This is a genomic window from Selenomonas sp. ND2010 (genome assembly GCF_000702005.1).
In the GTDB taxonomy this organism is placed as follows: Bacteria; Bacillota; Negativicutes; order Selenomonadales; family Selenomonadaceae; genus Selenomonas_A.
This window is the reverse complement of the sequence record NZ_JNKI01000001.1, coordinates 231,015-243,333: the sequence shown is the minus strand read 5'-3', so window position 1 is coordinate 243,333 and position 12,319 is coordinate 231,015. Positions and strand designations below refer to the sequence as shown.

14 protein-coding genes are annotated in these 12,319 nt (G+C 50.1%); 3 read left to right on the top strand and 11 right to left on the bottom strand.

Translation table 11 applies throughout. The features are described from left to right. Window positions 1-46: 46 nt before the first annotated feature. From T504_RS0101185 to T504_RS0101180, 3 genes are all read right to left on the bottom strand, one after another. Window positions 47-1,237, bottom strand: coding sequence for an MFS transporter (locus T504_RS0101185; protein ID WP_033169193.1), 1,191 nt, complete (start codon window positions 1,235-1,237; stop codon window positions 47-49). Between the two features lie 202 nt (window positions 1,238-1,439). Then, entirely contained in the window at window positions 1,440-1,586 is a 147-nt protein-coding gene (locus tag T504_RS14855) for a phenolic acid decarboxylase (RefSeq protein WP_072022678.1), read from the bottom strand. Window positions 1,587-1,613: 27 nt separating this feature from the next. Beyond that, window positions 1,614-2,723 (bottom strand): alpha/beta hydrolase, encoded by a 1,110-nt coding sequence (locus T504_RS0101180; protein WP_033169192.1) that lies wholly within the window; start codon window positions 2,721-2,723, stop codon window positions 1,614-1,616. Between the two features lie 193 nt (window positions 2,724-2,916). On the opposite strand from T504_RS0101180, the gene T504_RS0101175 reads away from it, so the two are divergent. After that, window positions 2,917-3,483, top strand: coding sequence for a PadR family transcriptional regulator (locus tag T504_RS0101175; protein ID WP_033169191.1), 567 nt, complete (start codon window positions 2,917-2,919; stop codon window positions 3,481-3,483). Between the two features lie 69 nt (window positions 3,484-3,552). Here the strand turns inward: T504_RS0101175 and T504_RS0101170 are convergent, their stop codons facing one another. Next, window positions 3,553-4,587 carry a Gfo/Idh/MocA family oxidoreductase gene (locus T504_RS0101170; RefSeq protein ID WP_033169190.1) on the bottom strand — a complete coding sequence of 345 codons (1,035 nt, stop codon included), beginning with the start codon at window positions 4,585-4,587 and terminating at the stop codon, window positions 3,553-3,555. Between the two features lie 335 nt (window positions 4,588-4,922). Here T504_RS0101170 and T504_RS0101165 point away from each other — a divergent pair, with 335 nt between their 5' ends. Both T504_RS0101165 and T504_RS0101160 read left to right on the top strand, forming a co-directional pair. Beyond that, a complete protein-coding gene (locus tag T504_RS0101165) occupies window positions 4,923-5,843 on the top strand; it encodes a hypothetical protein (protein ID WP_033169189.1) in 921 nt (306 codons plus the stop codon). A gap of 35 nt (window positions 5,844-5,878) precedes the next feature. Next, entirely contained in the window at window positions 5,879-6,721 is an 843-nt protein-coding gene (locus T504_RS0101160) for an alpha/beta hydrolase (RefSeq protein WP_081823327.1), read from the top strand. 53 nt (window positions 6,722-6,774) lie between these two features. Here T504_RS0101160 and T504_RS0101155 read toward each other — a convergent pair whose 3' ends face one another. From T504_RS0101155 to T504_RS0101125, 7 genes are all read right to left on the bottom strand, one after another. Further along, a complete protein-coding gene (locus T504_RS0101155; protein WP_033169188.1) occupies window positions 6,775-7,326 on the bottom strand; it encodes a glutathione peroxidase in 552 nt (183 codons plus the stop codon). Between the two features lie 26 nt (window positions 7,327-7,352). Continuing rightward, the gene (locus T504_RS0101150; RefSeq protein WP_033169187.1) at window positions 7,353-7,583 is read right to left on the bottom strand and encodes a glutaredoxin family protein; all 231 of its coding nucleotides are present in this window, start codon (window positions 7,581-7,583) and stop codon (window positions 7,353-7,355) included. 1 nt (window position 7,584) lies between these two features. Continuing rightward, complete coding sequence (locus T504_RS0101145; protein WP_033169186.1) at window positions 7,585-8,523, bottom strand: NAD(P)/FAD-dependent oxidoreductase; 939 nt, start codon at window positions 8,521-8,523, stop codon at window positions 7,585-7,587. Window positions 8,524-8,769: 246 nt separating this feature from the next. Beyond that, the gene (locus T504_RS0101140; protein WP_033169185.1) at window positions 8,770-9,150 is read right to left on the bottom strand and encodes a PH domain-containing protein; all 381 of its coding nucleotides are present in this window, start codon (window positions 9,148-9,150) and stop codon (window positions 8,770-8,772) included. A gap of 19 nt (window positions 9,151-9,169) precedes the next feature. After that, window positions 9,170-10,444 carry a purple acid phosphatase family protein gene (locus tag T504_RS0101135; protein ID WP_033169184.1) on the bottom strand — a complete coding sequence of 425 codons (1,275 nt, stop codon included), beginning with the start codon at window positions 10,442-10,444 and terminating at the stop codon, window positions 9,170-9,172. A gap of 186 nt (window positions 10,445-10,630) precedes the next feature. After that, on the bottom strand, window positions 10,631-11,755 hold the full coding sequence (locus T504_RS0101130) for an MBL fold metallo-hydrolase (RefSeq protein WP_033169183.1): 1,125 nt from the start codon (window positions 11,753-11,755) through the stop codon (window positions 10,631-10,633). 50 nt (window positions 11,756-11,805) lie between these two features. After that, window positions 11,806-12,303, bottom strand: coding sequence for a cyclophilin-like fold protein (locus T504_RS0101125; RefSeq protein ID WP_051635121.1), 498 nt, complete (start codon window positions 12,301-12,303; stop codon window positions 11,806-11,808). Between the last annotated feature and the right edge of the window lie 16 nt (window positions 12,304-12,319).

Sequence of the window (12,319 nt, the reverse complement as noted above, 5' to 3'; positions counted from 1 at the left end):
TCCAGCAAAAACCGCAGGAACTGAGATAATTCCTGCGGTTCTTTGTTCATGAAATTTCCTCTACTTCTTCCAGCACTTGTTCGCTGCGATGGTAATATTGGAATACTGCCAGTACCAGGAACATCGACATGATGCCAATCACATACCAGAACATGTTGGTATAGCCTACACTGCCCGCTACAGCTCCCAAAACGATCAAACCGGTGCTTGTGCCGATATCCAGCATATTATAAAAGGTAGCACTAGCAGCACTGTGTCTGTCCGGACGCACCATGTTCAGCATCCAGGTTAGAAGCGCCGGCAAGAGCGCCCCTGCCCCCAGTCCATAGAATACCGAAGCGACGAGCAAACCCGTAAGGGAATCGGCCATAACCATAATTCCCAATGCTAACAGATAGGAAACCGCACCGGGCAGGACTACTGCAAAGGCACCATACTTATCCAGCAACCGTCCGCCAAACGGACGAGAGATAAAGACAAACAAGGTGCCAATCACAAAGAAAAGCCCCGCATTCTCCACGGATTTTTCGGCCGCCAGCATGGCAATAAAGGTATTGACACTGCCATAACCTGCACCAAACAAAATTGTCAACAGCGATGGACCCGCTGTGCCATGCTCGCAGATACGGTTGCGAATGGAAGAATGCAGCGGCGGTGTTGGTGGCAATTCTGTCACGGCCTCGTGTGTCTTGCAGACATACGCCATCAGGATTGCCAAAAGGCTCACCACAATGGATGCCGTAAACAGCCAAGTCGCACTTTCGGCCAGCAGATACAGTCCAAAGGCCGGTGCCAGCGCCATAGCCACGGTACTTCCCATACCGAAGTAACCAATCCCCTCCCCACGGCGCGCCGCCGGAATGACATCAGCCGCAATCGCTGCCGCAAAAGTAGTCGAAAGACCAAAGCCCAGGCCATGAAGCACGCGGGCAAAAATAATCGCATCTGCATTTGGAAAAATCATATAGCCGAGCACCGCCGCTACACAGAGCAGCAAGCCGGCATACAAACACTTCTTCTTGCCGAAAGCCCGCACCCCCGTATCCGTAAACAAGCGGATAAAAATCGCCGAATAACCGAAGATGCCGCCGATCAAGCCAATCTGCACGCCCGTAGCCCCTAGGCTAGCCGCATACACCGTAATGGTTGGCAGTAGAAAATGAAAGCTGGCAAACAGAAAACCATTTGCCGCAATCAACGCGATAAAATTTCTTGTCCAGAGTTTTTCACGAGTCACTTGCGATACATCCCTTTCCTAAAATAAGTAATTATTTACATATATAGTGCAATTGCTACTATAACACGCTGAAAATGACTTGTCAATTTTGACATGTCAAAATTTGACCAGTCAATGCGGAATAAATGGATTGCCGACAACAAAAAGGGGCAACTGACCAGTCATATTGACCGGTCAACTGCCCGCCAGTTCCTTTTTATCCTCAAACGTCAAAGGCTTCCTTCTGTTCAAGCATGCCACGGATTTCTGCATGGCCATCTTCCAGATAGAAAAGCCCCATTTCCCAGCCATTATCATACGTGTAGATAAAATGCGTTCCTAAAAAATCATCCAGCTCCTTAAATTTCATACCTAGTTCCTCCTCATATAAATGAAATCAATACGTAACGCCAAGCTGACGGCAGAGCCAGCGCATCATGGCCTTGTTGGTATCTTCGCCTTGATAGCCGTGCGGAGCTTTAGAATTGCACATAAAGATATTTTCCACGCCGGCATCAGTCAAAGCCTTCTGCAGGCTGATGCTCTGCTGGATGGGCACGAGCGAATCATGACCACCATGGGCAATGAAGAACGGCGGTGCATCCTTCGTCACCTGATACACGGGGCTTGCCAGTTTGGCCATTTCCACCATATGCCAATAAGGCGAAGCTGTATCTCCTGCTTCATCAAGCTTGCGCAGGGTGCCTACGCCCTGTCCCTCGCCGGTGAATCCCAGCAGGATGGACTCATTCGCCCGGACGGAATCATGCGTCTCTGCTGCCTTATCCGGAGCCTCCAGCGCAGGATTCATCTCCGGCGCCATAGTCAAAAGATTCGTCGGCCCATAATAGTCCACGCAGGCTTTGACGCGACTGCTGTATTCCAGATTACCGCCTTCGTCACCTTCCAGTGCCTTGTTGCCGCTGGTCACGGCAAGCTCTGCAGCTAAATGGGCGCCGGCGGAAGTTCCGGCAATGGCAATCCGCTCCGCATCCAGTCCATATTCATCGGCATGGGCGCGGACAAAGCGCACCGCCGCCTTCACATCATAGATCTGGGCAGGAAAAGCCGCTTCACTGTTCAGCCGATAATCTACAGAAACAAAGGCGATTCCATGATTCAGCACATCCTTGAAAATCTTATAAGACGAATTATTATCCTGCGCCATCAGAGCATTCGTGCTGCTCTGAGATGAATCAGCTGCTTTCTTTGGGGCATCATCGCCTTCATAGGTGCCCTTGGCCCAACCGCCACCATGGACAAACACCAGCACAGGAACTTTTTCCGCCTTGGCCTTCGGCGGCACAAAGACATTCATGCGCAACTGTCGCGTTGCACCATTGTCATTCTGCACATTGGCCACTACTACATCCCGATAGGTTGGTTGCATATCGATAAGATTCGCTACCTTATCCGCCGCCTCACAGCTGCCACCAGCCATCGGCACCGCCAAAGCCAACGATAGCAACACTGCCACCGACAGCTTCCGCCATTTGCCTGCTTTCATCCGAATACCTCCTGTTATCTTTTTGACTTACCTAGGCAATCTTTTATGTTATCATGTATTTATTTACATAATAACCATACTCCTATCATAACCATTTTTTCTTGACTTGTCAACATCATGTAAAAAGATACATGTTTATTCTTTTTTTCTATGCTATACTAATGTCAGATATTTAATGAGGAGTCGACTTATCATGGCACAAAAAAATGTTTTGAAATATATTATCCTCGGCCTGCTGAACCGCGAAGAACTGGCCGGCTACGATATCAAAAAGCTGTTTGAAGAGGAACTTGGTGACTTCTGGTACTCCAACCACAGCCAGATTTATCCCGAGCTGCGGCGCATGGAGGAAGACGGCCTGATTTCCTCGCGCACGGAACTCGTCGGCAAAAAACTCGAAAAGAAATTCTACCAAATCACAAAAGACGGACAGAAACTTCTGTCCGCCTGGATGGATGAACCCCTAAATCCCCCGGTACCTACCCGTGATGAGTTCACGATGAAACTCTATCTGCTTGACTCAGCCGACCATCCACTGGTCACCCGGCTCTTCCAGGAAGAAATCGCCCGGCACGAGGAAAAATACCAATACCTGCAGGCCCGCTGGCAGCTGCTGTTTGCCGATGAAAAAGAGCAGCACAAACACTTCGGCCACCGCTGCATCCTGCAGCAGGCCATTCTGCGGGAAAAACAGCGTCTCGAATGGCTGCATCAAGAATTGAAAAATATTAAGCAGACTGTCAATCCAGGTGCCATCTAGGTCAAAAAAAGCTATCTTATACGATGTTTTTACAATAAAATATCGCTCCCTTTATAACGCCGTCGTCATTCAGCCAAGCACTTTCCCGGCCTCGGCCAGGATCCGCATCTGCTCCATGGTTTGCGCTTCCGTCACCAGCGGTGCCACACCATGGAGTAACGTTTCATAAAGCGCATCATAGAACCTGGCATAGTCCCCTTTTTCACTGGGGACTTTTTCTTCATGGTAATTTCCCGCTTCATCATAGTAGATCAACGTGCCGTAATGCTCCGGCAGGTCAAGGCCAAAATCCGGATGGCCGGCGGGCAGGTAAAACTTCTTCAAATCTGCTTCCTGCCTATCTTCGGTTTCCTTGATAAAATAGCCGCGCCGTCCGTAAAGCTCGAAGCTTGGACGGGATTTGGCCCGGAAGTAGCTGGACTTCACGGATACCTTGAACCCCTCATAGAACAGATCCAGATCAAAATAATCGTTCATATGGCCCTGGCCCAGAAGCTGCCGCACATCCGAGCGAACCTCCAAAGGCTTGCCAAACCAGGAAAGCACCTGATCGACGGTATGGCAGGCATGGGTATAGAGGAAGGCATCCTCCTTCCGATAGCTCTCTGCCCCCTCCGGCACATAGGCCCGGTAATAGTCATAGTTCATATTGACTTCAAAGAGCTCACCCAATTTGCCGGAGGCCAATACCTTCTGTGCGGTCAGGAAATCGCTGTCAAAGCGGCGGTTCTGATAGCACTGCACCATTACGCCCTTTTCCCTGGCCAGTTGGAACAGCTCCGCTGCTTCCTCTGCACTTGTGGCAAAGGGCTTTTCCACCACGCAGTTCTTCCCGGCTTCCAGCACTTTCTTGGCCAGCGGATAATGGGCTGCCGTAGCCGTCGTCACGACCAGCACATCGATTTCCGGGTCATGCAGGATCTTTTCCAGGTCATCCGTATATTCCACCCCCACAATCTGCGCCCAGTCCTGTTTGGCCAGATTCCGCTGGTAGATCATCTTCACGCGAATCTTATCGGGCCGGTTCAGCACAAAGGGCAAATGATAGCGGTTCGTGCTCTTGCCATTGCCAATATAGCCAATCACTAATTTTCGATTTTGCATTATCCTATCACCTCAAAGCAATCAATTCGTTATCCAACTTATCATTTCCTTTATTTATCCGCAATGTCATCGAAGAAACCATCGCTGCTGAAATCCCCCCCCACCTGCTGAACCGCTATCACAAGGAAATCAGCGCCGAGGAAAAAGCCTTCCTCGCCATCCATATCTCTCGCCTAGCCAGGAACTAAATACCATAGAAGGCCGTCAGGAAGCAATTCGCTTGCCTGGCGGCCTTAATTCCTCAAGCCAAAAACTGCTAACACAGAAGGAAATCCTTCTTTCTTGAAGAATATCCCGCATAGATAGTATTTGACGTATAGAAAGGAAGAGTCACTATGAAGCACAGGATTTTGATAGCTGTAACGGCCATGGCTGCTTGTTCCCTTTTGCCATCTGCGACCTGTTGCGAGCCAACCTGCTCCAACCATCCGCCTGCCAGCTATACCGCAAACTATAGCGATTCTTTTTATCGGCAGGACGGGCTTTGTCTGCGAATCCCACGCAACTATGATTCCTTGCTCGTAACAAAAGTCGGAACTTGCCCAATGCTCTTTTCCGTTACCGAACGCGCTTCCCTCGAAGCCGCGAAAAAGGAATATCCCGAATATGAAGGTGCTGGATGGCTCTTTGCTCTTGGCAAGGTATCCACCCAAGAGCTACATAAAATGCTCTGTGAAGACATGACCGGCCGGAAACTTTTTGCCCAGGATCGCACGGGAAACTATTACATTTTCTATCATCCCACCGATGTACGCTATATGCGTGAAACACCTGAGGCAATGCAAAAAGATCAGGAGCTTTGGAGCAAACTGTGTCATTGGGCATGGAACGATGTACCCAAACAGTTTATCGCCGATAACGACCTATTATCCATAAGCGCCGATAATAGCTCTATCGGCATTTATCTGGCACGCATTCTCTACAAACGGGGAACGAATTATACCGTGTCCAAGTCAGGAAAAACGCTAACCGGAGATGTTGACGAAGCCACTTCCTTTATCAACATGCTGCTATACGGGAACAGCTTTGAAATGGTTCCGAAAAAGCACTCCCCCAAAGGCGAATCTATAACCCTCACCTTGCCTGGGGAAAATGTTGCGCTGGTTTTCTTTCAAAGCGAAGGTATCACCTACGTTCTGGAAAGACGTTCTGGGCTGGAAGACACACTCTATAAGAGCATTCCCATCGAAGAACACGCGGAAGCTCTTTCCGTTATGCAGGACTGGTATGCAACACTTGCCAATACCAACTCCTAACATCAGCAGAACATATCGTATGGGAGGGATTTCACTTGCAGAAAAATCGTTGGAAAAAAATCACTTTAACCGCAGTGCTGACTATGAGTATGATTGCTGGCACCACAGGCAGCAGTTTCGCCCAAAGCCAGAACATCACTATCGATGGTGACCATGGCAAACTCGCCGCCATATTGCAAACTCCCAATAAAACGAAGAACTATCCGCTAGTCATTCTCATGCATGGCTTCACGTCCAACAAAGAATTTGAACTGCTGACGAATTTAGCGGATGACTTGGAAAAAGAAGGCATTGCCTCCCTGCGTTTTGACTTCAACGGCCACGGCCAGAGTGAAGGCCGCTTTCAGGACATGACCGTGCCCAATGAAATCGAAGATGCCAAGCATGTTTACGAATATGCCCGCAAACTGCCCCAGGTTACTTCCATATCCATGGCCGGCCATTCCCAAGGTGGCGTCGTCACCAGCATGACCGCCGGCATCCTCGGAACCCAGAATGTAAAAAGCATTGCCCTCATGGCTCCGGCCGCTGTATTACGGGAAGATGCTATCCGCGGCCTGCTGTTGGGCAAGCAGTATGACTCCCTCAATCCGCCTGAAACCGTAGAACTTTTCAACGGATTGAAACTAGGTGCAAACTATGTGAAAACCGCCCGCGATCTGCCTATCTACGAAACATCCGCCCAATATCAGGGACCGGCCTTCATACTGCATGGTACTGGGGATATGTTGGTCCCCTACACCTACAGCCTCCGCTATCAGCGAATATACTTCAACAGTCAAGTCAAACTCATCCCTGCGGAAGACCATGGCTTCTCCAAGGATATCCAGGGAGCCGCTAAGCTTGTTACCGACTTCTTTAAACAGCAATTAAAATAAACAAGAACTCACTGCAACTTTCCCAAGTTCGCAGTGAGTTCTTATTTATACACTTATTGGCCAAGTAATCTCTCAATGTCCGCAGCCATATTTGCCGGCGAAGCTGTGGGCTCGAAACGGGCCACTACCTTTCCTTCGCGGTCTACCAGAAATTTGGTAAAATTCCACTTGATGCCATCCCCTTCCAGAATCTCTGGGAAGTTTTCCTCCAAGGCACCAATAAGCTTAGCCGCAATGGGATGATTTTCGTCAAAGCCTTTGAAGCCCTGCTGCTCCACCAAATACTTGAACAAAGGCTGGGCCGTATCGCCGCGTACATCGCCCTTCTCGAAAATCTGGAATGTAACGCCATAGTTCAGGCGGCAGAATTCCTGTACTTCACTATTGGTTCCAGGATCCTGCTCGGCAAACTGATTGCAGGGAAAGCCCAGGATTTCCAATCCCTGATCTTTATACTTCATATAAAGATCCTGTAACTCCTTGAACTGCGGCGTAAAACCACATTTGCTGGCAGTATTGACAATCAACATCACCTTACCCTTATAATCAGCCAAAGATTTCGGCTCACCTTTACTCGTCTTGACTTCGAAATCATAAATCCCCATTGTGTCTCCTCCTTACCGTTCCTGTCTTATAGTCCCAGCATTGCATCCAGTTTGGCTTTGTCAAAGCTGAGCACATAATCCTTATCATTAACCGTGGTAATCGGCACCACCAAATCTCCTGTGAGGGCATAGCAGGCATCACGATCGGCATCGTTCTCCTCGATATTGTGTTCCTCAAATTCCACGTTCTTGCTCTTCAGATACTTCTTGACCTTGTCACACCAGGGACAGTTGTTAATCGAATAAACCTTTACCATATTAATTCCCCTCCTTCAACTTCACGATATATTTCTCTGCCAGCAGGGCTGCCGTGGTACCATCCGCAGCAGCGGTAGTCAGCTGGCGTATTTCTTTTTCCCGCACATCACCGGCGGCAAATACGCCGGGAATGGAAGTGCGGCAATCCTCACCTGCCGCAATACGGCCACTGGGAGTCAGCGATAATTCATCTGCAAAGAGCTCCGTATTGGGCACCACGCCGATATTGACGAAGATGCCGTCCACCGGCAGCTGGCGAGTCTCCCCCGCTGCCTTGTCGAATATCTCGATGGACTCCAAGCGGCCTTCCCCATGCAGGCTTTTGACTTCCGTCTGCAGGAAGACCTCCGCTTTGGGATTTTCCTGCAGGCGCTGCCAGGAAACCTCATCCGCCCGGATCTCCGAGCGGTGAATGAGATAGAGCTTCTTGGCATACTTACTTAGGAAGTTTGCCGCATCCACGGCTGCATTGCCGCCGCCCATGACCGCGATGACCTTGTTCTGATACATATGACCATCGCAAAGCTCGCAATAGTGCACGCCCTTGCCTGCATATCTGCTTTCCTCCGGCAGGGGCAGCTTGCGGCGATTCATGCCCGAAGTGATAATCAGGGCATCGGCTTCGTAGATGTATTCCTCAGTCTCCACCAGTTTGGGATTTGCCTTGAGGGATACCTTCACAATGGAGTCAAATTCGTCAATGACAGCGCCAAAGCTCTCCGCCTGCTGCTGCAATGTGCCAATCAGCTCCCTGCCGGAAACCTTGGCAAAGCCCGGATAATTCTCAATGCCAGTGGCATTAGCAATCTGACCGCCGATAATGCCGTTTTCCAGCACCAGTACATCAAGATTCATACGTCCTGCATAAAGCGCGGCAGTCAGCCCAGCCATGCCGGCGCCGATAATGACAATATCCTTGTGGATACGCTTTTTTTCCATATCATCAACTCCTTCAACCTCATTGCTCTGTGTTCTTATGGCTTTATTATATACCAAAATTCAATTTTGTCAATTATAATTTTAGTATCTTTTATTTTGTAAAAACAGATATAAAAAAACGTTGTTGACTTGTCAACACCACTCACTGACATCTCACAAAATAAGTTAACCAAACGTCAAATTGACATGTCAAAAAAGCCAGCGACTAAAGCTGGCTTTTTTAATATACGACTTAATCCTACGGCCTCACTTACCTACACATTCGGCCAGCAAGGCCTGCACCTTATAGACATCCGCATCTTTACTGAAAGTGTAGACCAGTGGCTCTGCCCCCAGCCCTGCTACCCAGATTTTCAGCTCCGCCTCCAAATCAAAGTGGCCTGTGGATTCCACGGCGAAATGCCGAATACTCTTATAAGGAATGGAATGATAATCCACTTTCTTCCCCGTGGCCCCCTGAATATCCACCAGGATAAGCCGGAAGTCAGTAAAAATCAGCAGATCCCTGACCCATTGATAGGCTTGGAGCACATCTTCACTGCGGCCCAAGAGTTTGCCATACTCCTTCTTGACAGCCTCAATATCCGTCTCCGCTGCATTGCCAATCAAACCACTGATAATCCCCACGAAAATACGCCTCCTTAAGCTATTTCGTCACCTTTACCTTATCAATCTCCTGTCCATCCGGCAGGAAACATTTGACCGTTATTTCCCTATCCGTCACCTTTAGGGTGAGATAATTATCCGTTTCCGGCTGAGGCGCCACCACTTCGTCCAGCTGATGGTCCACCCATAGGCCAGGATAGCGGACGTTACCGGCTACTCCTGTCAGGATATAGAGCGGCCCTGAACCATCCCGCTGGAAGTTCTTGATATGTCCTCGGTTACGGTAGGTATGCAGATGGGCCGTAAAGACAAGATCAATGCCCAGCTCATCAAATAAGGGCATAAAGTTCCTGCCTAAATCGGAAATCCCCTCCTGCCGTTCGGGACGCTTGTGGATGCGGTATTGCAAGACATCCTTATGCACCAGCACAATCTTCCATTTCTTGCGGCTCGCGCTGGCATCCTGCCGCAGCCAGTTCAGCTGTTCTTCCATGAGACCTGGCTTAAAGTCCTCCGTCTCCTGCCACTGGCTGTTAAGCACGATAAAATGCACTGGGCCATAGTCAAAGGAATAATAGTAGCGAGAAAAATCCTGGCTGCCATTTTCCGGCACCGCAAAGTAATGCAGGTAGGCCTCCGGCAGCCGCACCTTCCAGTTCTGGTCATAGGTTTCGTGATTGCCCATCAGGGGCACAAAAGGCAGGCGGTCAATAATACCCTCGACGCCATGAAACCAGGCCTGCCACTGGGTATGGTCTTCGCCATTGTCCACGATATCCCCCATATTGATGAAAAAGGCCGCCTGGGGATTGCGCTTTGCCGCATTTTGCGCTAAATTCTCCCAATCGCTGTAATCGCTGGACTGGGAATCGGGAAACAGCAGGCACTCAAAATCACCATCCCCCGCCGTCTGCAAGGTATGCCAGTCGCTGGCAGCTGTTTCTGTCACCACCCGATATTCATAAGTAGCAGCGGCCTGCAAATCCTGCAACTGTGCCAGATACTGCTTGTTCTTGACCCCATCATCGCTGAAAAAATCCTCCCGGGCAGGAACCTGCTGCACTTCCGCCTGCCCCTGGATGCGGTATTCGATGGCCGGCCTAGTTAAAACATCCTCCGCCTGCCACATAATCGTCCGGCTATGGGCCGCATCGGCTGTAATCAGCTGGCGCAGATATTGGGCATCCAAATCTCCCGCCAGACTACGAACCCCATTAGCCGCCTTGCGATACAAAGTACCTGGGGCTAAGAACGCACCGCCCGCTAGCAGCCCCAGCGTGCCCACGCCGCCGATAATAAATGTTCTTCTATTCATCGCTCCACCTGTTTTCTATCAACTTCTATCAGCCCCAATAGCCTCTTATCACGCCGGCAATTCCAACAAGATTTTGACATTCTCGGTACTATACTCAATCTGCTCGGACCAACGGCGAATTGACTCGTCAAGTTGACCGGTCAACTGATAGTGCAAATTCTATCTCATCATTGGTCTAAATATTCTTCACGCCATCTTTTCCCACCAAGCGTCAAAGGACCGCCTCTGTTTACTATCTATATGGACCAGCTCCCCGATTGCCGGGGTCAGCAGCTTATAGTCCTTATCCTGGCTGGCTTCAGTCAGCCTGCGATAGGGCTCCTGCCAAGGGTGACGAGACAGAGCGAATTTGCCGCCATGGGCAGGCAGGAGCAGCTTGGCCCCCACATCCACCGCTGCTTGGGCCGTTTCCTCGGGCAGCATATGGATGGCGTGCCAGGCCATGTTGTACTGGCCGTTTTCCCCCAGCATCAGGTCAAAGCCGCCAAACTTCTGCCCAATGGCCTTGAAGTGTTCCCCATAGCCGCCATCGCCGGTGTAGTAAACCTTGCGCGTGGGTGTCACAAAAGTCATGCCGCACCACAGCGTCGGATTGCGCCTCAGAAAACGCCCCGAAAAATGCTGGGAGGGCAGGATATGGACGGAAAAATCATCCGCCAACCTGATTTCCGTATCCCAATCTTCCTCATGGATAATGGAGAGGTCAAAGCCCCACTGCTCGAAATATTCCCCCACGCCCAGCGGACAGACAACATTCTTCACCTTATCTTTTAGTGCCATTACCGTGGGATAGTCCAGGTGATCCCAATGGTCATGGGAGATGGCAAGCACATCAATCTCCGGCATATCCGCTGCCGTATAGATATTGCTGCCCGGAAAGGCCTTGTTGATGAAAAACACTGGTGAAGCGTAAGAACTGAACACTGGATCGATCAGGATGCGCCGGCCGCCCAGCTGCAGGAAAAACGTGGAGTGTCCCATCCAGACAACCGCATCCTGCGAAACGTCCAATGTCTTCAAATCCGTTTTATCCGAGAGCATTGCCTCTTGGGGTGAGAGCTGGGACTTATCGCCGAACAGGAATTTCGCCGTGGCAGTCAAACGGCTTTCGCCGTTATCTTCATTCATCACCTGCACCGGCACCAGATTCTGGAACTGACCGTTCATATAGTGAGGCGATGCCTCCATACGGGCCAGCCGCGCTCCCTGGGGCGGCCTGCCAAATTCCGGGCGGTTCACAAACAACGCCCCACCTCCAGCCATCATGCCCAATGCGCCCAAACCTCCCAAAATAAAAGTCCTTCGCTTCATATAGATAACCTTTCTGCTAAATGACTAGCTTATCCCCCGCAATTCCTTTTTCACTCTGCCACAAGTGCGACCGTTACTTCATCATGGCTTAATAAAGCTGTCATTTCCTGTTGTGACAGTTCAATATGCCCCAATCGCGTGTAAGACCAGGAATTGGAGCCATAAAAAATGACCAGCTTGTTCCCCGCATAGAGGACGATATCACCATATTGCGTGGTCATCTGCTCATCTGCACTGTCAATACTATGACCAATAGAACCCACCTGCTCAAAGCCGCCATAAGGTGACATTTTGATGGTCAACGGCAAAAATTTCTGCATCGCCGCCGTAGAAGCATTCTGTTCCCAGGTAACGGGAACAACTTTATCCTCAATGATGAGTTTCATCGCCTGCTCCTTCTTAGGTTCTGCCACGGATTTATTTTCCTGTGGAACGGCCTCCTGCACCTTACTGCCAGTATCCGCAGCAGTCTCCTGCGCACCTGTACAGCCGGATAGCAGCAGCATCACCGACAGCATGACCACACTTATGATTTTCCGATTTGGCATTGCCCTCTCTCCTTAT